The sequence below is a fragment of the Streptomyces sp. L-9-10 genome (assembly GCF_004151105.1).
In the GTDB taxonomy this organism is placed as follows: domain Bacteria; phylum Actinomycetota; class Actinomycetes; order Streptomycetales; family Streptomycetaceae; genus Streptomyces.
In genome coordinates this window covers 16,286-38,084 of sequence record NZ_PHRF01000061.1, presented here as the reverse complement: position 1 = coordinate 38,084, position 21,799 = coordinate 16,286, and the positions used below count along the sequence as shown (strand labels likewise).

9 protein-coding genes and 1 pseudogene are annotated in these 21,799 nt (G+C 70.6%); 7 read left to right on the top strand and 3 right to left on the bottom strand.

Going from position 1 to position 21,799, the window contains the following annotated elements; translation table 11 throughout:
• Positions 1–253 precede the first annotated feature (253 nt).
• On the top strand, positions 254–3,814 hold the full coding sequence (gene mfd / locus CU044_RS16550) for a transcription-repair coupling factor (protein WP_129769360.1): 3,561 nt from the start codon (positions 254–256) through the stop codon (positions 3,812–3,814).
• 52 nt (positions 3,815–3,866) lie between these two features.
• On the opposite strand, the gene CU044_RS16545 is transcribed toward mfd, so the two are convergent.
• A complete protein-coding gene (locus CU044_RS16545; RefSeq protein ID WP_205124080.1) occupies positions 3,867–4,604 on the bottom strand; it encodes a type II CAAX endopeptidase family protein in 738 nt (245 codons plus the stop codon).
• 82 nt (positions 4,605–4,686) lie between these two features.
• Between CU044_RS16545 and CU044_RS16540 the strand changes: the two genes are divergently transcribed.
• From CU044_RS16540 to CU044_RS16530, 3 genes are all read left to right on the top strand, one after another.
• Positions 4,687–5,262 carry a TetR/AcrR family transcriptional regulator gene (locus CU044_RS16540; RefSeq protein WP_165371915.1) on the top strand — a complete coding sequence of 192 codons (576 nt, stop codon included), beginning with the start codon at positions 4,687–4,689 and terminating at the stop codon, positions 5,260–5,262.
• Positions 5,263–5,357: 95 nt separating this feature from the next.
• Positions 5,358–6,098 carry an HNH endonuclease family protein gene (locus CU044_RS16535; RefSeq protein ID WP_129769357.1) on the top strand — a complete coding sequence of 247 codons (741 nt, stop codon included), beginning with the start codon at positions 5,358–5,360 and terminating at the stop codon, positions 6,096–6,098.
• Between the two features lie 301 nt (positions 6,099–6,399).
• A complete protein-coding gene (locus tag CU044_RS16530) occupies positions 6,400–7,290 on the top strand; it encodes a serine hydrolase (protein WP_129769373.1) in 891 nt (296 codons plus the stop codon).
• A 65-nt stretch (positions 7,291–7,355) separates the two neighbouring features.
• Here the strand turns inward: CU044_RS16530 and CU044_RS16525 are convergent, their stop codons facing one another.
• Complete coding sequence (locus CU044_RS16525) at positions 7,356–8,270, bottom strand: class I SAM-dependent methyltransferase (RefSeq protein WP_129769356.1); 915 nt, start codon at positions 8,268–8,270, stop codon at positions 7,356–7,358.
• Positions 8,271–8,643: 373 nt separating this feature from the next.
• On the opposite strand from CU044_RS16525, the pseudogene CU044_RS16520 reads away from it, so the two are divergent.
• Positions 8,644–9,015, top strand: a pseudogene (locus CU044_RS16520) (GtrA family protein); the annotation flags it as partial.
• 151 nt (positions 9,016–9,166) lie between these two features.
• Here the strand turns inward: CU044_RS16520 and CU044_RS16515 are convergent.
• A complete protein-coding gene (locus CU044_RS16515; RefSeq protein WP_129769354.1) occupies positions 9,167–11,161 on the bottom strand; it encodes a tachylectin-related carbohydrate-binding protein in 1,995 nt (664 codons plus the stop codon).
• A 202-nt stretch (positions 11,162–11,363) separates the two neighbouring features.
• Between CU044_RS16515 and CU044_RS16510 the strand changes: the two genes are divergently transcribed.
• Positions 11,364–21,140, top strand: a complete 9,777-nt coding sequence (locus tag CU044_RS16510) for a LamG-like jellyroll fold domain-containing protein (RefSeq protein ID WP_129769353.1) — start codon at positions 11,364–11,366, stop codon at positions 21,138–21,140.
• A complete protein-coding gene (locus CU044_RS16505) occupies positions 21,137–21,643 on the top strand; it encodes a hypothetical protein (RefSeq protein ID WP_129769352.1) in 507 nt (168 codons plus the stop codon). Before CU044_RS16510 ends, CU044_RS16505 begins: the two co-directional genes overlap by 4 nt.
• Positions 21,644–21,799 lie beyond the last annotated feature (156 nt).

The window sequence follows — 21,799 nt, the reverse complement described above, 5'->3', positions numbered from 1 at the left end:
CCGTGCTTCCTTCAATGACCGATCGGGTTGGATCATTCCGGGTTGCCATCACTTCCTGTCACTTCCCGTCACCGGCCCCCGCTCCGGTCGGCTTCCGGTCCCGGGTGTCACACCGGCGTCGTACGCTGGAGAACCCCCGGCCCGTGAGACGTGTCGGGTCACTTGCGTTGCCCGCACTGTCAGCCCCGCTCGATCAGCCCCACTCGATCTGTCAGCCCCCGCTCGATCTCGGACCTGGATGGAACCCCCCTTCATGAGCCTGCACGGTCTGCTGGACGCCGTCGTACGTGACCCGGCGCTCGCCGAAGCGGTGAAGGCCGCCACCGATGGTCACCGCCCGTACCTCGACCTCGTCGGACCGGCCGCGGCGCGGCCCTTCGCGGTGGCCGCGCTGGCGCGTGAGGCCGGGCGGCCGGTGCTGGCCGTGACCGCGACGGGGCGGGAGGCCGAGGATCTGGCGGCGGCCCTGCGCTCGCTGCTGGACCCGGACACCGTCGTCGAGTACCCGTCGTGGGAGACCCTGCCGCACGAGCGGCTCTCGCCGCGTTCCGACACCGTGGGCCGCAGGCTCGCCGTACTGCGCCGGCTCGCGCACCCGGCGAAGGACGACCCCACGGCCGGCCCGGTCAGTGTGGTGGTCTCGCCCGTACGCTCCGTGCTCCAGCCGCAGGTCAAGGGGCTCGGCGAGCTGGAGCCGGTGGCGCTGCGCAGCGGCCAGAGCGCCGATCTGAACGCGATCACGGAGGCGCTGGCCGCCGCCGCGTACGCGCGGGTCGAGCTGGTCGAGAAGCGCGGCGAGTTCGCCGTGCGCGGCGGCATCCTGGACGTCTTCCCGCCCACCGAGGAGCACCCCCTGCGGGTGGAGTTCTGGGGGGACGACGTCGAGGAGATCCGTTACTTCAAGGTGGCCGACCAGCGCTCCCTGGAGGTGGCCGAACACGGACTGTGGGCGCCGCCCTGCCGGGAGCTGCTGCTCACCCCGCAGGTGCGGGAGCGGGCCGCCGCGCTCGCCGAGCTCCACCCGGAGCTGGGCGAGCTGCTCGGCAAGATCGCGGAGGGGATCGCGGTCGAGGGCATGGAGTCCCTGGCCCCGGTCCTCGTCGATGACATGGAACTGCTGCTGGACGTCCTGCCGGCCGGTTCGATGGCGCTGGTCTGCGACCCGGAGCGGGTACGGACCCGGGCCGCGGACCTGGTGGCGACGAGCCAGGAGTTCCTCCAGGCCTCGTGGGCGGCGAGCGCCGACGGCGGCGAGGCCCCGATCGATGTCGGCGCGGCCTCGCTGTGGGGCATCGCGGACATCCGGGAGCACGCCCGTGAGCTGGGCATGATGTGGTGGTCGGTCTCCCCGTTCGCCGTGGACGAGGAGCTGGAGGACGCGTCGGGCGAGGCCATCACGCTGGGGATGCGCGCCCCGGAGACGTACCGCGGCGACACCGCACGCGCGCTCGCCGACACCAAGGGCTGGCTGGCGGACGGCTGGCGCACGGTCTTCGTCACGGAGGGGCACGGCACGGCGGCCCGTACGGTCGAGGTCCTCGGCGGCGAGGGCATCCCGGCCCGGCTCGACACCCCCGGCGCCCGCACCGCCCGCGGTCTTGAGGAGATCACCCCGTCCGTCGTCCATGTCGCCTGCGGCTCGATCGACTACGGCTTCATCGACCCGGACCTCAAGCTCGCCGTGCTCACCGAGACCGACCTCTCCGGCCAGAAGGCGGCGGGCAAGGACGGCGCGCGGATGCCGGCCAAGCGCCGCAAGACCATCGATCCGCTCACGCTGGAGACGGGCGACTACATCGTCCACGAACAGCACGGCGTCGGCCGGTACGTCGAGATGGTGCAGCGCACGGTGCAGGGCGCGACCCGGGAGTATCTGCTCGTCGAGTACGCCCCGGCCAAGCGCGGCCAGCCCGGCGACCGCCTCTACATCCCCACCGACCAGCTGGAGCAGGTCACCAAATACGTCGGCGGCGAGGCCCCGACGCTGCACCGCCTCGGCGGCGCGGACTGGACGAAGACCAAGGCGCGCGCCAAGAAGGCGGTCAAGGAGATCGCCGCCGACCTGATCAAGCTCTACTCGGCGCGGATGGCGGCCCCCGGCCATGCCTTCGGACCCGACACCCCCTGGCAGCGGGAGCTTGAGGACGCCTTCCCGTACGTGGAGACGCCCGACCAGCTCTCCACCATCGCCGAGGTCAAGGAGGACATGGAGAAGACGGTCCCGATGGACCGGCTGATCTGCGGCGACGTCGGCTACGGCAAGACGGAGATCGCCGTACGGGCGGCCTTCAAGGCGGTCCAGGACGGCAAGCAGGTCGCGGTCCTCGTCCCGACGACGCTGCTGGTGCAGCAGCACTTCGGCACGTTCTCGGAGCGGTACGCGCAGTTCCCGGTCGCCGTGAAGGCCCTCTCCCGCTTCCAGTCGGACGCGGAGGCGAAGGCGACGCTCCAGGGCCTCAAGGAGGGCGCGGTCGACATCGTCATCGGCACGCACCGGCTCTTCTCGTCCGAGACCAGGTTCAAGGACCTGGGGCTGGTCATCGTGGACGAGGAGCAGCGGTTCGGTGTGGAGCACAAGGAGCAGCTGAAGAAGCTGCGCGCCAACGTCGACGTCCTCACCATGTCCGCGACGCCCATCCCCCGTACGCTCGAAATGGCCGTCACCGGCATCCGCGAGATGTCGACGATCACCACACCGCCGGAGGAGCGCCATCCGGTGCTGACCTTCGTCGGCCCGTACGAGCAGAAGCAGATCGGCGCGGCCGTCCGGCGTGAACTGCTGCGCGAGGGCCAGGTCTTCTACATCCACAACCGCGTGGAGTCGATCGACCGGGCGGCGGCGCGGCTGCGCGAGATCGTCCCCGAGGCGCGGATTGCGACGGCGCACGGCCAGATGGGCGAGAGCGCGCTGGAGCAGGTCGTGGTCGACTTCTGGGAGAAGCGATTCGATGTGCTGGTCTCCACGACGATCGTCGAGTCCGGGATCGACATCTCCAACGCCAACACCCTGATCGTGGAGCGCGGCGACAACTTCGGCCTCTCGCAGCTGCACCAGCTGCGGGGCCGGGTGGGGCGCGGCCGGGACCGCGGCTACGCGTACTTCCTGTACCCGCCGGAGAAGCCGCTGACCGAGACCGCCCACGAGCGCCTCGCGACGATCGCCCAGCACACGGAGATGGGCGCGGGCATGTATGTGGCGATGAAGGACCTGGAGATCCGCGGCGCGGGCAATCTGCTCGGCGGCGAGCAGTCCGGGCATATCGCGGGCGTCGGCTTCGATCTGTACGTACGGATGGTGGGCGAGGCGGTCGCCGACTACCGCGCGTCCATCGAGGGCGGGGTGGAGGAGGCGCCGCCGCTGGAGGTCAAGATCGAGCTGCCGGTCGACGCGCATGTCCCGCACGAGTACGCGCCGGGAGAGCGGCTGCGGCTGCAGGCGTACCGGTCGATCGCCTCCGCCAATACGGAGGAGGACATCGCGGCGGTCCGCGAGGAGCTCACCGACCGCTACGGCAAGCTCCCCGAGCCGGTGGAGAACCTGCTGCTGGTGGCGGGGCTGCGGATGCTGGCGCGGGCGTGCGGGGTCGGCGAGATCGTGCTCCAGGGCGCGAACATCCGCTTCGCGCCAGTGGAGTTGCGGGAGTCGCAGGAGCTGCGCCTGAAGCGGCTCTATCCCCGTACGGTCATCAAGGCGCCGGCGCACCAGATCCTGGTACCGCGCCCGACGAGCGGGAAGATCGGCGGCAAGCCGGTCGTGGGCCGCGAACTGCTGGCGTGGACAGGCGAGTTCCTGACGACGATCCTGGGCTCTTAGGCCTGCCGGGGCGGCGGGGCCGGGACACCCCAAGGCCACCGACTGAGCGGCTTCAGGTGACGGAGAGTGCCAGGAGCGCGGGCGCGAGCACGCTCATTCCGTTGTTGACGGCGTGGACGCAGACGCCCGGCCATACCGATCCGGTCCTGCGGAGCAGGAGCGCGGAGGTGGCACCGACCACGAAGGCGATGGGCAGGATGATGTTCACGCCGTGCGCGAGGGCGAAGATCGCGGAGCTGCCGATGACGCCGGCCCAGGGGCCGTAGCGCCCGAGAGCGTTGGCCAGTACTCCGCGGAAGGCGAGCTCTTCCCCGATCGGGGTGGCGATCGCGCCGAAGAGGATCGTGAGGACGAACGAGAGCGCTCCTCCGCTCGCGGCGGCACGGTAATCACCCTGCGGGTTGCTGGTGTCGCCGGAGATCTGGACGTAGGCGATCGCCACCACGAGGTTCAGAAGGAATGCGCCGGCCCCGAGTCCGGCGCCGAGCAGGAGCCACTTCCCGGCCACTCGTCGCAGTCCGAACGCCGCCAGGTCCCGGACGCGGAGGAGGAAGGCGATCCCGAACGCGCCGAGGCCGGCCAGCGCGGACACCGCGTAGCTCACGATCCCGCGCGCGACGGCGTGCTCGTCGGATATGGAGACGATCACGGCGATACCCGCGGCGACGAGCGCGGCGTACGTCACCGCCGCGACGGCGATCTCGGGCCATCCGGGCCGCTTCTCGGCGTGCGCCGGTGGTGCGTCGGGGAGTGCGGCTGCGGGGGCGGTGCTCAGGCGATTCTCGGGCACGATGTCTCTCCACTCGTTAGTACGCTGTACCAGCATACTGTACCGGTACAGCGTACCTGGTACGGTGTACTACCATGCGCGTATGTCCAGACGGGAAGAGATCATCGAAGCGGCCGTGCACCTGGCGAGGGCCGAGGGCATCGGCGCCCTGAGCGTGCGGGCCGTCGCGAACGCGGCGGGCATCGGGCCGACGACGTTGCGCCACTACTTCCCGACCCAGGCCGAGCTGCACCAGGCCGTCGCGGGCGCGGTCGTCGGCGGGTCTCTCGACGACCTGGCCATCGCGGACGACACGCGCGAGCCGGTCCAGCGGCTGTACGAATGCCTCCTGCAGTTCCTTCCTCCGCCGGAGCATCGGGAGGCTGTACTGGGCGGCTGGTTCGAGCTGTACCGGCTCGCCCTGGGCCCGGAGCCCCTCCCAGCGGTACGCGACCTGCTGGAGAGCGGGCACCACTCGTCCGCGCAGGTGCTCCAGCGGTGGCTCGGAACGCTCGCCGGCCAGGGACACGTGGTGCCCGACGAGGTCGGCACGCACGCCGCCCGCGCTCTCGCGCTGATCGACGGGCTCCATCTGAACCTCCTGCTCGGCACCGAGCGCCTCGACATCGAGGCGGCGAGGGACACCCTGCGGTGGTTCGCCGAACGTGTGATCGCCTAGCTCCAGGGGCCGAGTACTAGAGTTCGGCGGTGAGCAGTCTTGGGGAACACATAGCGCGAACGTGTCGTAGGGGAAGGGCTCTTGTCCTCCCCGTCGTGTCCGTGGTGGTACTGACGGGGTGTTCGGGGGAGCTGGGCGCGGATCCCGACGCGTCGGCATCGGCATCGGCGTCGAGCGGGGGCGGCGGCAGCGGTGGTGGCGGATACGGCGCCGGGCCGCTCGGGAATCCCGACGGGACGAAGCCGGGGCTCGCGGCGATCGGTTCCGAGGCCGACCGGAAGACCGCGCGCCGGCTGATCGAGCAGGTGCGCACCGCCGGGCGGGGGCCCAGGACCGGTTATGACCGGGACGAGTTCGGCTACGCCTGGATGGACACGGCGGACGGGGTGCCGCTGGCGCGCAACGGCTGCGACACCCGGAACGACCTCCTCCAGCGCGACGGCCGGGAGCTGCGCTTCCGTGCGGGTTCCGACTGCGTGGTCGCGTCCATGACGCTGCACGACCCCTACACCGGCAAGACCGTCGAGTGGCGCAAGGAGCGGGCGAGCGAGGTGCAGATAGACCATGTGGTCCCGCTGTCCTACAGCTGGCAGCTCGGTGCCTCCCGCTGGTCCGAGAAGAAGCGCAGGCAGCTGGCGAACGACGTGCTGAATCTGCTGCCGGTGGAGGGCCGCGCCAACTCGGCCAAGCGTGACTCCGGTCCGGCGTCCTGGCTTCCGCCGGACAAGGCGGTGCGGTGCGCGTACGCGGTCCGGTTCGGTCAGGTCGCGCTCAAGTACGAGATGCCGGTGACCACGGCGGACAAGCGGGCGATGCTCCAGCAGTGCGGCGGCTGACCCTGCCGCTGACCCCTGCCGCCGACTCCTGCCGCTGACGGACGGAACAGGACCGTTCGGCCCGAGCGGGGAACCACCCGGCCGCGTCGATCATCAGTTCTTGTGACACGAGAAACAGGAAGAAACATCTTCCGGAGGCGGGGAGTTGACGAGCCGCACGAGGACACGTCGGCGCTGCCGGCCCGGCTCCCCTCCGCACACCCCGTAAGGAACACGCTTGTCTTCCCACATATCGATCCTCCCCCGTCGCCTGCGGCGCACCGCGACAGTGTCCGTCCTCGCCGGTACCGTCGCCGCGATCATGGCCACGGCCTTCCCGGCGAGCGCGACACCCGCCACCGGTGCGGAGGAGCCCCGGTCCGAGGTCTCCTGCACGTCCGACAAGGCCGGCCTCGCGAGCCGGCTCAGCGAGGACATCCAGGCCGTGGTGGACGACGCCACCCTCAAGGGACGGGTCTCCGTCGCTCTGTACGACCGCACCACGGGCACCACGTGCGCGTTCAACGCGGACCAGCGGTACGACTCGGCGAGCGTCGTCAAGGTCATCGTTCTGGGCGCGCTCCTGCGCCAGGCCCAGGACGAGAACCGGGACCTGACCTCGGACGAGCGCACGCTCACCACCAAAATGATCACGGCGTCCGACAACGACGCGACGACCACGCTGTGGAAGCAGCTCGGTCTCGCCCGTATCTCGGACTTCCTGCGCCTCGCGGGCATGGAGCGGACGACTCCCGATCCGGACGGCTTCTGGGGGCTGACGCAGATCAACGCCGCCGACCAGCTCAGGCTGATGGAGCTGCTCACCTCGGCGAACCCCGTGCTCGACGACGACCGCCGTGCCTACGCGCTGGACCTCATGAACCAGGTGATCCCCTCTCAGCGCTGGGGCGTCCCCACGGGCGCGCCGAGCGAGGCGACGGTACACGTCAAGAACGGCTGGCTTCAGCGCAGCAGCGGCGGCTGGCGTGTGCACAGCGTCGGCGCGTTCACCGGGCAGGGGCATGACTACGGTCTCGCCGTCCTGACCGCCGACAACACGGACATGCCCGCCAGCGTCGCGGTGATCGAGAACATCGCCGGGAAGGTCCACGCGGACCTCAACGGGACCACGTTCTCCACATTCCAGGAGCAGCGCCGCCAGGCCCTGCCCACCACCTCCGACGGTTCGCTGGTGCCCGACGGCAACCGGTGACCCACCCCGCCGCCCGGCTTCGGCCGGGCTGCGGAACCGGGTGAGCGCAATCCGAACGAGAGCCCCTAGGCCGGTCGCGCCCGCAGGAACGCCGACGTCGAGACGCGGCCCAGCATCTCCAGCCGCGACGAGCCGCTCGCCAGGTGCTTGTCCGTGGCCTCCTGGACGCCCGGCCAGTGGCCGTCGCCGTAGTCGTCGAGAACGACGATCCCGCCGGGTGCCACGATCTCCTCGACCCACTCCAGGTCGGCCCGCACGCCTTCCGCGGAGTGGTCGCCGTCCACCACGATCACGCCGTACTCACGGTCGGAGACCGCGGCCCGCACCTCGGGGTCCCCGGAGAAGCCCTGCTGTATGCGGGCCTCCTCGCCGGCCCTGCCGCCCAGCGCGAGGTTGGCGCGTACGACGTCCAGCCGCACCGGCGTACCCGTCGGCTCGGCGGACTGCTTCGCGCCGGGCTGGAGCTGGCTGCCCACCAGCGGGTCGACGATCGTCAGCCGCGCCTCCGTACCGGCACGGTGCAGCATGCGCGTCATCGTGGCCGAGAACAGGCCGTACAGCGTGCCGATCTCCAGGACGTCGCCGTTCGGCGGGGCGAGCAGCGGGACGGTGGCGAGCTTGCCGCACACGTTGGAGGTGGAGCCGGCCAGCCGGCCCACGGCCAGCGCCTCCAGCGCGATCACATTGCGGTACGCGACGGTCACGTTGCGCCGGGCGTAGCCGCCGTCCTCTCCCGTCACCTCGGCTATCTGCCGTACGAGGGTGTCGATCTGGGCGGGCGTGGGCACGCGGTGGCCGCTGCGCCCCGTCCGGTCGAACAGCAGGCCGAACGCGTACTGCTGAGCCCGCAGGTCCGCGACCTCGCTCTTGAGGGCGTCAAGATCCTTGCGCAGGGGCGAGTGCTTGATGCGCCGGTCGACCATGCCGGCGGCCGGCCGCAGGATTCGCTTCGCCAGCTTGTTGCTCAAAAGAGAAGACATGCGCGGAAACTACGCTCCGGCAAGGGCATGGCGGGCCACGCCTCAGTGCTCAGTCAATGAAGTGTTGGTGTCGCGGGAGCGACGCGCGCATGGCGCGATGGCGCGCGGCGGCGACGAAAGCGACGGTGACCAGCACGGTCGTGGCGGCCCCGGTGCCGGACGCCGTGGTCCCGTCGCGACGGGGTTTCGGCGACGCGATAAAGATCGGATATGCCGGTACGAAACGGTAAATCAGCCATCAATTCCCCCCGTTCACCGAACGGTTGCCCGCAGGTCGTACGGGATGTCCTTCCGCGACATTCCCGCCGGATTCTGTTCTCCTGGAGTGGAGCGGCCTCCGCCGGAGCCGTAACCAGGGGGAGCGCGCACGCACATGACGGTCCGGATCCAGATGGTCAGATTCGCGCTGGTGGGAGCCGCGAACACGGGGACGTACTACGCCTTCTACCTGCTGTTGCTGACCCGGCTGCCGTATGTCGCCGCACATGTCGTCGCGTCCGTGCTGAGCATGATCGGCTCGTTCTTCCTGAACAGCTGGTTCACCTACCGGACCCGTCCCACCTGGCGGAAGTTCCTGCTCTTCCCGCTCACCAACGCGGCGAACTTCGTGATCACCACCGTCGGGGTCTATGTGCTGGTGGACGTCCTGCACTTCGGCAGCCGGTACGCGCCGCTGATCGCGGCGGCCGGGGCCATCCCGATCACGTTCGTGGTCTCCCGCGCGATCATGCTCCGCCCTGACCCCGTCAAGGGCGGCGATCCCGTGAAGGGCAGCGACCCCGTCAAGGGCGGCGATCCCGTGAAGGGCGGCGATCCCGTCCAGGCAAGCGACTCCGTCCAGGGCACCGACCCCGCGGGGGGCGCCGGCCACGTGACCGCGGCCGACGCCCCCGCCGTCACTTCGCCGGTGGCGGGGCCGGCAGGCTCAGGCCGGTGAAGACCGGCGCGGCGGCCGGGGAGCCGGCCGCGTCCGGAGCGGCACTCCGCGCCATCCGCGCGAAGCCCGGGTTCAGCTGGTACAGCCGGGTCTGGTGGGTCGCCGTACGGAACATGTAGGCCCAGGTCGGACCCGACGCGTCGGTGTACTCGAACGCGGTCGGCTCGGTGGCCGCCTGCTCGTCGCTCGGCTGCTGCCAGGGCCGCCAGACCCCTGTGCCCTGGAGCGTCTCGCCGGTGTTGTGGATCGTGCCGTCCGTGCCGAGCACCAGCACCTCGGTGATCCCGTTGACCGGGCTGATCACGGCGCTGGGCGAGCCCTTCGCGGTGACCCCGTCGATCGTGGACCACGCGCCGTAGGCGCCGCCCTCGGCGGACTGGCTGGTCGTGACGACCGTACCGTTGCCGTCCGTGGCGAAGACCCGCAGGCGGTAGCCCGGGTAGACGACGACCGCCGGGGTGCCGGTCACGCCCTGCGCGCCGAGCGCGGTCCACGCGGACAGCGTGCCGGCCTCCTTGAACAGCGCCGTGCTCAGCACGCCGGAGGTGTTGCGCCCGAAGAGCTGGATCCCGTCGCGGACGGTGACCGCGGTGAAGGGCCCCTCGAAGCCGCTGCCCCCGAGCGGCATCCAGCCCATGAAGTCCACGTCGGCGCGCTGCTGGATGCGGTACCAGGGCTTGCCGTCGGCGTCCGAGGCGAACTGGACCAGCAGCCCGGTCGGGGTCTTTCCGGTGACGACGTGCTGCGCCATCGCCCCGCCGAGGTTGATCCAGTTGCCCCAGTCCTCGGACGAGACGGCGGTCTGGTTGCGCTGCCAGACGCTGCCCGAGGTGTTGTGCGCGCTCACCACGACGCGACCGTCGGCATGCGAGGCGAGGGACGGCTGCCCGGTGAAGGCCTCGTTGCCCGAGATCGTCGTCCACTTGACGCCGTTGAAGTCCGACGGGTCGGACTGCCTGCCGTACACCAGCCGGCCGATGCTGTCCGTGTACGCGTACTCCAGCGCGCCCGACGGCGAGCGCATCGCGGAGCCGCGGCTGTACGGCTCCTGCGCCACGACCGGTGCCGGCGGCGTGTGGTTGGAGTCGAGGCGGCAGGAGTCCGGGGTCGTGGACACCGAGGTGTACGCCGCCCAGCCGCTGCTCTCCACCAGCTTGTTGTAGACGGGGAAGTTGCCCAGCGTCTCGTCGTAGCGGTAGTAGCGGACCTCGCCGTTGCCCTTGACCCGGAGCAGCGTGTCCCCGCCGTACGAGCTCATGAACTTGGTGTCGCTCCAGTCCGCGGCGGACACCAGGACATGGCGCTCCAGCCAGCGCTGGCTGGTGTAGTCGTAACGCGACCGGTAGAGCTTGCCGTCGGAGGCGGCGCGGCCGAACAGCACGCCCCTGTCACCGGCGTAGATCGCGTCGTAGCGGTCCCAGCCCATGTCGACGATCTTGCCGCCGTCGTCCACGAAGTCGTCGGCCGCCGCGTCGTAGCGCCACCAGCGCAGCCCGCCGCTGGAGGGCTGGAACGTCCAGAGGTTGCCGCCCCGGTCCATGGTGATGTCGTCGGTCCTGGTGCCCGTGCGGAACTCGGCGAAGCCGGTGCTGATCTTCTTGTGGTGCACGTCCCAGGTGGCCGTCGTGCTGATGCGGTGGCTGTAGTACAGCCCGTCCGCCTTGATCCCGTAGAACGCGCCGGCGGGCCCGGCCAGCATCCTGCCGTAGCCGGACCATCCCGTGTCGATGGTGGTGGCGGCGGGCAGGGCGTTGCCGACGCCCGGCCCCGGCATGTCCTGGCGCAGCAGCTTGCCGGCCGTGTCGATCGCGTACGTCGGTCCACTGGTGTTGCAGGTGAGCGGCACGGCCGCGTGCGCGGTGCCGGGAAGGGCCCCCAGCAGGGGCAGTGCGGCCACCGCGGCCGTGGCGAGTGCCGTCCAACGCCCGGTTCTTCGGGGCGAATTGAGAGTCATGCGCTGGACGCTAAGCGTCTCTGGGTGAACGGTGCGGTAGCGGTTGGGTGAACAACGTGTCGGCGAAAGCGGCCAACAGGTGAACCCTGCGTGCGGGTCTCGACATGTCCATCACATCCTCCTCATGATCTGGTTGATCGTTTCGTTTCGGATCGGTGGGGGGACCGTGCCGGCATACCGAAGGCATGTACGGACATTTCTGATGGCCCGTCTGTGCCGCACTGGATGGGTCAAGTTGATCGCGCTCGCCGCGATCGGCTTCGTCGCCGTCGGCACCCTGGCGGTGGCCGGTGTGGGGTTCCCGCTGTTCCCCGAGCCGCTGCCCGGCGCGAAGGGCCCGGGACAGCGCTGGGGCAGCGCCGAGGGCCGGGACCATCTGGCCGTCGACGGGACCAACCGCACCACCGGGCAGTCGCTGCGCGCCAAGTACCCGCTGCGCGCGCCGTCGTCGGCGAAGCCGGCCGAGGGGCGCAACACCGCTTCCGTCGCCACGCCGCCCTCGCCCGCCGCCGTCACCGGCTTCGACCGCGCGACCAGCGAGGAGATCGTCTCCGAGCGCGACGCGCACAGCCGTACGTACGCGAACGCCGACGGCACCGAGACCACCGAACTCTCCACCACCCCCATGCACTTCCGCGACAGCGCGGGCGCCTGGCAGCCGGTCGATCCCGCGCTGGTCGCGTCGGACGGCGGCTGGAGGGGCGCGGCGGGCTCCGTGGGCGTACGGCTCGCCGGCCGGGCGGACGCGGCGCGGCTCGCGGCCGTGACCTTCCCCTCCGGTGAGTCCTTCGCGTACGGGCTGGACGGTGCGGCCGGCGCGAAGGGCAGCGCGGGGGAGACCGCGGAAGGCGGCGCGGCGGACAGCCGCGTCAGCTACCGCGAGGTCCTGCCCGAGACCGATCTGTGGCTGGACTCGCGGGCGGGCGGCGTCAAGGAGACGCTCGTCCTGCGCTCCACCGACGCCCCCACCAGCTTCGACTTCCCGCTCACGCTCACCGGCCTCACCGCGAAGCCCGGCACCGCGCGGCTCGGCGGCGAGGGCTCCGTCGTCCTCGTCGACGACCGGGGGCGTACGAAAGCCGTCATCCCGGCCGGCTTCATGGAGGACGCCGACGGCGCCGTCTCCCACGCCGTCCGCTACGAACTGATCGCGCGGGACGGCGGCCAGGCCCTCCGGATCAGCGCCGACCGCGACTGGCTCGCCGATCCGGCCCGCGCCTTCCCCGTCCGGCTCGACCCGTCCGTCGACACCACCACCGCCTCCCGCTCCATGTACGTCACGGAGAACGGACCGGTCGCGGGGTCGAACGAACTGCACGTCGGCAAGGGCACGGCCGGCTCCACCGCCTCCTACCTCGGCTTCCCCGGCCTCGACACGGAGCTGAGGAACCACAAGATCTTCGGCGCGCAGCTCCAGGTCGTGAACTACGACGCGCCCTCCTGCAAGCCCCGTTCCGTCTCCGTCCATCCGGTGACCCAGTCCTGGACGACCGCGACCGGCGGCTCGTACCCCGGTCCCTCGGTCGGCGGCTCGCTGGCGTCCAAGTCCTTCGCGTACGGGTATATCGCCGTCGGCTCGTCGAAGTCCGGCTGCCCCACCGCCGGTGAGCTGTTCGACCTCGGCAAGGGCGGCCGTGATCTGGTGCAGCGCTGGGTGGACGGCAGCCAGCCCAACTACGGGCTCTCGCTGCGCGCTTCGGCGTCCGACCCGCTCGGGTTCAAGAAGTTCACCGGCGACACCACGGACAACCCGCCGAAGCTGTTCGTCACGCACTCCCCGTACAACGCGTCCTACTCCTTCCCCAAGCCGGTGCCCGACCCGCCGGTCCTCCAGAACCAGGCGGGCAAGGTCAAGGTCACCGTCACCAACAAGGGCGCGGAGACCTGGACCACGGGCGGCTACTACCTCGCCTACCGGGCGTACGACTCCAAGGGCAAGCTCGTCACCCAGCAGCGCGCGGCCGATGTCGCGGGGTCGGTGGCGCACGGCGGGCGCATCACCTTCGACGCGACCATCAAGGCGCTGCCGCCGGGCACCTACATGCTCGACTTCACGATGGTCCGCACGGGCGGCAAGGTCTTCACCGACGAGCAGGTGCCGCCGGGCCGGCTCGTCCTCCAGGTCTTCGACATCGCGCCGGTGGTCAAGGAGCAGTTCCCGCCCAACGGCTACCAGGCGCAGACCCTCACCCCGCAGCTGTGGGCGGCAGGCGTCGACATCGACGCGCCGCCCGGCCTGGCGCTCCAGTACAAGTTCGAGATCTGTGAGGCGGACAAGGAGGGCAAGCCGACCGCCTGCACCACCTCCGCGTACCAGCCGGGCTCCGCCTATCCGGTGCCCGCCGGGCGGCTGAAGTGGGGCACGACGTATCTGTGGCGCGGCTTCGTCAAGGACGCGTCGAACGAGGTGCCGACCACGCAGGTCGCGCTGGTCGCGGCCGTCCCGCAGCCCGAGATCACCTCGCGTCTCGCCGAGGCCCAGGGCAAGGAGTTCGACCCGAACGTCGGCAACTTCACCACGGCCGCCATCGACGCGTCCGTGGCCGGGGTGGGCCCTGACCTGACGCTCGTACGGACGTACAACAGCCTGGACCCGCGGCGTGACGCCGCCTTCGGCGCGGGCTGGTCGACGCGGTACGACATGCGGCTGACCCCCGACGACGACGGCACGGGCAATGTGGTCATCCGCTACCCGGACGGCCAGGACGTCCGCTTCGGGAAGAACGCGGACGGTACGTTCGCCCCGCCGCCCGGCCGGTTCGCCAAGCTGACGGCGGACGCCGCGACCAGTACGTACCGGCTCCAGGACAAGTCGGGCACGGTCTACGACTTCAGCTCCTCCGGCCTGCTGGTGAAGGTCACCGACCCGTTCTCCACGGCCGTCACCTACACCTACTCCGGCGGGAAGCTCTCGACGGCGGTCAACGCCCGTACCGGCCGCTCCCTCACCTTCACCTGGACCGGCGCGCATGTCACCAAGGTGGCCACCAACGCCGTCGACGGCGCCGCGCTGAGCTGGAGTTACACCTACACCGGCGACCGGCTGGACTCGGTGTGCGACCCGGCGGCCGGCTGTACCCGGTACGGCTACGGCGCGGGCAGCCACTACCGCACCAGCGTCCTCGACTCCCGCCCCGAGTCCTACTGGCGGCTCGGCGAGGCGGAGGGCGCCGCCGCGAACAGCGCCGTCGAGGTCAACCTCGGCAAGGACCGCGGCACCTACACCGATGTGGCGCTCGGCGCGGCCGGCGGGATCACCGGCGACCCCGGCACCGCCGCCACCTTCAACGGCACCACCTCCCGGGTCGACCTGCCCTCCGGCACGCTCAAGAAGAGCCGTGACGCGGCGGTCGAGGTCTGGTTCAAGACCATCGCGTCGGGGCTCGGCGGTCCGCTCGTCGGCTACCAGAACAAGGCCTGGGGCACGGCCCCGACCACCGGAGCGCCGCTGCTCTACGTCGGTACGGACGGCAAACTGCGCGGCCAGTTCTGGACCGGCACCGCCGCGCCCATCACCGACATCACCAAGAACGTCAACGACGGCAAGTGGCACCACGCGGTGCTCTCCGTCTCCGGCTCCACCCAGAACCTGTACCTGGACGGCAAGCTCTCCGGCACCCTCACCGGCGCCCAGCTCAGCCAGAACGACCTGACGTACAACCAGATCGGCGCCGCCCGTACGGTCACCCCGGCGTCCTGGCCCAGCTGGGGCCCCGCCGCCGCCAAGTCCTTCGCGGGCACCATCGACGATGTCGCGGTCTACCACCGTCCGCTGGGCGCCGCGGCCGTCGCGAGCCACTACCGCGAGGGCGGCCGGGCCGCCGATCTGCTCACGTCCACGACACTGCCGTCGGGCCGCACCGCCACCGAGGTGCAGTACGACACCTCCCGCGACCGGGTCGAGGAGTACACCGACCGCAACGGCGGTACGTGGAAGATCGGCGCGCCCGCGGTCTTCGGCAACGACAAGGACCTGCGGCGCACCGTCGAGGTCCATGACCCCATGGACGCCCCCTACTTCTACGAGTACGACGGTCTGACCTCGCGGATGCTGCGCTACGGCGAGCCGATGGCGCTCGGCGCCCGCGAACCCGCCACGCCCTCGTCCTCGCAGCCGCCGGAGCCGCCGGCCGAGATCTGCACCAAGCCCGACCCGGGCGACCCGGCCTTCTGCACCAATCCGCCGGGGGACGGCGGCAGCGAGCCCGACTTCATCCGGCACCCCGTGGACGGCGTGGCCATCCGCACGTTCGGCTATGACGACAAGGGCTTCCAGACCGCGATCACCAGCGAGAACGGTGACACCGTCGCGCTGGGCTACGACGACCGCGGCAATGTGGTCCGCCGTACGACCTGCCGGGCCAAGGACGACTGCCAGACCGCGTACACCACCTATCCGGTGCCGACCGGCGACTTCGACCTGCGGGCGGACCAGCCCTCCGAGACCCGTGACGGCCGCTCCACCAGCGCCACCGACAACCGCTTCCGCACGCAGTACCAGTACAACGACAAGGGGGCGCTGCTCCTCCAGACGGCGCCCGACGGCGGGGTCGTGCGCCATGCGTACACCACCGGCGCGGAACCGGCGGTCGACGGCGGCAACACGCCCACCGGACTCCCGCTGACCACCACCGACCCGCTCGGCAAGCTCACCCGCTACCGGTACTTCAAGAGCGGTGACCTGGCCCAGCTGACCGAACCGTCCGGCCAGATCACCAAGTACACCTATGACGCGCTGGGCCGCAAGCGCACCGAGACGACCGTCTCGGACGCCCAGCCGGCCGGGGTCACCACGACCTTCACCTACGACAAGCTCTCCCGGGTCGCCACCGTCACCGACCCGGCCGCGACCAACGCCGTCACCCTCGGCAAGCACCAGCAGAAGACGGCGACCAGCTATGACGCCGACGGCAATGTGGTGCGCACCGAGGTCAGCGACCTGCTCGGCGGCGACGCGACACGCGTGATGACCTTCGCCCTCGACGACCGGGGCCGCCCCGAGACGGTCACCGACGCCGAGGGCAGCGAGACCTCGTACACCTACGACGTCTTCGGCAACAAGACCTCGATGGTGGACGCCAACGGCAACCACTTCGACTACCTCTACACCGCGCGCAACATGATGGCCGAGACGCGGCTGCGCGACTGGGAGGACGACGGCGGGGACGACGACTACACCGTCCTGGAGTCGTTCGCGTACGACATGGGCGGCCGGGTCGCCAGGAACACCGACTCGATGGGGCGCACCGTCGTCTACGAGTACTTCGGCGACGACCTGGTCAAGTCCGTCACGCTCAAGGACTTCCACAACCCCGACGGCACCAAGCGCGACCTCGTCATCGAGGCCAACACCTACGACGGCGCGGGCAATGTGCTCACCGAGACGGCGGGCAACGGCAAGCTCGTCACGCAGTACACCTATGACGCGGTGGGCCGTACGAAGTCGACGGTCACCGACCCGAGCGGGGTGGCCCGCCGCACCACACTGACCTACGACCTCGCGGGCAATGTGAAGACCTCCGCCTCCGGGGGGCTCGCGTCCAATGTGCCGTGGCCGGTGAGCGTCAACCCCGAGACCGTCAGCTACCAGTACGACGACGCGGGCAACGCGATCGAGGAGACCGTCGAGAACGGCACCCAGTCGCGCACCACGAAGTACGGCTACGACCAGCGCGGACTGACCATCTCCCGGACCGACCCGGGCGGCCGTACCACCGAGTTCACCTACGACGAGCTGGGCCGGCCGCTGTCCTCGAAGGCACCGGAGGTGCGGACGGAGTCCGGCGGCGGCGCGCCCGTCGCCACCCGCCCCATCACCTACACCGGCTACGACACATTCGGCGCGGCGACCGAGTCGGTGGACGCGCTCGGCCGGATCAACCGCTCCACCTACGACCGGCTCGGCCGGCTCGTCACCACCACCGCGCCCGGCTACACGGCGCCCGGCTCCACCACCCCCGTCACCCCGGCCGTCACCAACTCCTATGACGCGCTGGGCAATGTGACCGCGTCGACCGACCCGCTGGGGCGGGTGACGCGCTACGAGTACGACCGGCAGAACCGGCTGACGGTCAGGGACGAGCCGACCGGTTCGGGCTCCGGCGACGACCGCGCCCGCTGGTCGTACACGTACACCCGCACCGGCGAGGTGCTCTCGGTCACCGACCCGAACGGGGCGCGCGCCGAGACGACGTACGACGACATGGACCGGCCGGTCACCTCCACCCAGATCGAACGCGCCCCGCAGCCGGGCTCCTTCACCACCCGCAACGAGTACGACGACGCGGGCAATGTGGTGCGGCAGACCGCGCCGAGCGGCGCCGGCACGCAGTTCGTCTACGACGCGGTCGGCCAGCTGACCCGGATGACGGACGCGGCGGGCGTGGCCACCCAGTTCGGGTACGACATCGCCGGGCGCGAGGTGCGCCGCACGGACGGCAAGGGACGGACCTCGTCGAAGCTGTACGACGGGCTCGGCCAGCTGGTCAGCGACGCCGACCTGGACGCCACCAACAGCGAGCTGCGCAAGGTCGGTTACGGCTACGACCTGGCGGGCAACCTCACCAGCGCGACCGACGCGCGGGGCCGCAGCACGATCTACACCTATGACGCGCTGGACCGGCTGACCAGCCAGAAGGAACCGGTCTCGGACACCACGTCGATCACCACGTCCTTCGGCTACGACGCGCTCGGCAACCGCACCCGCTACACCGACGGACGCGGCAACAGCACCGTCTACACCGTCAACACGCTCGGGCTGCCCGAGTCCGTCATCGAGCCGTCGACCGCGCGCGACCCGTCGCCCGCCGACCGCACCTGGACGACGGCGTACGACGCGACCGGCCAGGCGGTGAAGGTGACCGCGCCGGGCGGGGTCTCGCGCGAGCGGGAGTACGACAAGGCCGGAAACCTGATCCGGGAGAGCGGCGCGGGCGCCGAGGCCGCCACGGCGGAGAAGCGCTACGGCTACGACGCGGCCGGCCGGCTCACCACGGCGTCGTCCCCCAAGGGCGACAACGGATACGAGTACAACGACCGGGGTCTGCTCCTGAAGGCCGAGGGCCCCTCGGGCGACGCCTCGTACACGTACAACGGCGACGGCCTGCTGACCGCCCGCACCGACGCGGCCGGAACGGCGTCCTTCACCTACGCGCGCCAGCAACTGGCATCCGCCGAGGACCCGCTGACGGGTGTGCGGCAGAGCTACGACTACGACGGCGCGGGCGCGATCGAACGGGTCGACTACGGCGCCGGACAGTCGCGCGCGTACACCTACGACAACCTGGGCCGGCTCGACACCGACACGGTCAAGAGCAGCGGCGGCGGGGCCATCGCGTCCACGGACTACGACTACGACTCCAACGACCAGCTGACCGGCAAGACGACCACCGGCACCGCCAAGGCCGGGAAGAACACCTACGGCTACGACCAGGCGGGCCGGCTCACGTCCTGGACGGCGGACGGCGCGACCACCGAGTACGGCTGGGACGACAGCGGCAACCGCGTCAAGAACGGTGCCAAGAGCGCCACGTTCGACGAACGCAACCGGCTGCTGACCGACGGGGACTACACGTACGACTACACCGCGCGCGGCACCCTCGCCTCCCGTACCAGCTCGGGGCTGACGGAGGAGTTCGCCTTCGACGCCTTCGACCGGATGACGAAGGCGGGCGAGTCCGGGACGGCGTACACGTACGACGCGCTGAACCGCGTGGCCGACCGCAACGGCGTGGACTTCACCTACGCCGGATTCGCCCCCGACCCGGTCAAGGACAACTCGGCGACCTACGGGCGCGGGGCCGCGGACGAACTGCTCTCGGTCGCCGAGGGCGGCCAGGCGCAGCTGTCCGTCAGCGACAAGCACGGCGACGTGGTCGGCGGTATGTCGGCGACGGACGGCGCGTCGACGTCCCTGGCGTCCTCGACGGCGTACGACCCCTTCGGCACGACGATCGGCACCGCCGGCGCGTCCGAGGAGGCGGGCGCCGCGGGCTTCCAGGGCGACTGGACCGACCCGGAGACCGACCAGGTCAACATGGGCGCGCGCTGGTACGACCCGGGCACCGGCACCTTCGACTCGCGCGACGCGTACACCTACGCGTCGGGCGCCTCGATCCTCGCCAACCGCTATACGTACGGCGCCGGTTCGCCGATGGACTTCACGGACCCGGACGGCAACTGGCCAAGCTGCGGCTGGTGCAAGAAGACCTGGAACAAGGTCAAGAACAGCAAGGCGGGCAAGTTCGTCGCCAAGACCGCGAAGACGGTGTGGAGCGGGGTGGTCTACACCGTGCGCCATCCGCTCTCCGCGCTGAGGATCGCCACGAAGGCCCTGGGCCGCGCCGCGAGCTGGGTGTACGAGAAGTCGGGCCTGAAGACGGTCGTCAACGCCGTCGTCAGTGTGTCGAGATGGGTCGGCAGCAAGATCAGCGCGGCGGCCTCCTCGACGGCCGACTGGGCCAGACAGAAAGCGGCGGAGGCCCAACGCCAGTACCGCGCGGCCCGGGAGGCCGTCACCCGCAAGGCCAAGTCGGTCGCCGCGTACGTGGCCAAGCACAATCCGATCCCGGACATCGTCGCCGCGGCGAAACCCCTGATGGCGGTGGCCACCGCGATCGTCACGGCCAACCCCAACCTCCCGGCGATCATCGTCTCGGCCACCCGCGATGTCATCGCGGACGTCGCCAAGGTCACGAACGCCATCCGCGACGCGGCGGTGGAGCAGATCGGCATCGTGGTCGAGTCCGTCTCGACGGCGATCGACTACGCGATCGACATCGCCCCGGCGGTCTGGGAGGGCGTGAAGACGGTCGGCAATGTCGTCGGAGAGGTCACCGGCTTCAACGACATCAAGAACTGCGTCACCAAGGGCGACATGGAGGCCTGCGCCTGGGCCGTCGCCACGGTGGGCGGCCTGGCCCTGGGAGGAGTGGGCGCGGGCGCGGTCCGGGCGGCGAAGGCCGGCCGGATGGGCATGAAGGCCGTGAAGTACGCGGACGACATCGCGAAGGCGGCCGACAAGATCGGTGACGTGGCCGAGCGGGTCGATTCGGCCGTGTCGTGTCTGCAACTCGCCGCCGACCTGACCGGGAACAGCTTCCTGCCCGGCACGGACGTGGTGATGGCCGACGGCACCAGAAAACCGATCGAGGACGTGGAGGCCGGCGACAAGGTCACGGCGACGGACCCGACGACCGGGAAGACCTCCGCGCGGGAGGTCACCGAGACGATCGAGGGCAAGGGCCTGAAGAACCTGGTCAAGCTCACGGTCGACACGGACGGCGCCAAGGGCGACGCCACCGACACGATCACGGCCACGGAGGGCCATTCCTTCTGGATCCCGGACCTCAAGAAGTGGCAGAAGGCCGGCGAACTGAAGCCGGGCCAGTGGCTCAGGACGGGCAACGGCAGCTGGGTCCAGGTCGAGACGGTCCAGGCGTGGACGCAGCAGGCGACGGTCCACAACCTGAGCGTCGACAGGGCGCACACCTTCTATGTGGCGGCGGGCCCCTCGACAGCCCTGGTCCACAACTGCGCGGCCGGTAAGGGCACCAGAGGCCTCAAGGGCAAGTTCCAGCCCACGGTGAGCGTCCACCGGGCCCAGGGCAACTGGGACATGGACGAGCGGATCTCCGACGCGACGGCACTGCGGGACGAGGCCGCGCGCGGCGCCACGGGCAAGGCGAAGTCACGGACGTACACAGCCGCCGTGCACCGGCAGACGGGCGACATCGCAGTAGGCTGCTCGGGGAACGGAAGCTGTGCGGAACCCAACATTCTCGACGCGACCGGCTGGGGGGCCGACGACGTGATCTTCACCCGGGCGGTCCGGCGCGAGGACATCGACGACGGACTGGGCAAGGTGCTCCAGGAGAAGGAGATCTGTGTCGTCTGCCAGGGGAACTACCCGCCCGACAACTTCGTCCCCGGGGTGCTCTACGACCCCAAGGGACCCTGGATGATCGGCGGGGCGGGATGAGGGCGTCGCTGATCGAGCTGGCCCGCCACGACTGGGCCGGCCTGCGCTGCGGATGCCGGGAGTCGGGAGCGCATCTCCCGGAGACCTTCACCCGGCTCCTTGAGGCCCGCAGCGTCGAGGAGACGGTCGGCCACGGTCTCGCGGGACACCTGGAGGAGCAGTCGATGCTGTTCCAGGTGGCCCCGCACGCCGTGCCCGTGATCCTGGCGGCGCTCACCGAGGACCTGCCGTCCTTCGTCAGGGGCCACCTCCTGACCACGCTCTGGCGGCTCGTGACCGGTGAGTCGCATCGCAGCGAGAGCGAGGCCGGCGAGCCGGAGCTGGAGGAGGAGTGCTGCGAGGCGGCGCGCGAGGGTATCTGGCTTCTCTACCGCGAGGCCGTCTCGGGTGACACGGAGACCGCGCTGGACATTCTGGAGTTCGTGGACCCCGATACGGACCGGTTCGAGGCGTTCCGGTCGGCGGTGGCCGCGAGGGCGGGAAAGCGTCAGGCACGGGACTGAGCCGGGTGCCGGGACCCGGGCCACCCGCTCGCCCGGCACACGTGCCCCGATCCGCCCGCGAATCGTTGGTCGAACCAGTGGCCCAGACCACGTCCACTGCCTACCATCGATCACTGCAAGGCCTTGTGCATCGCCGCACAATCACGCCGGGAGGCC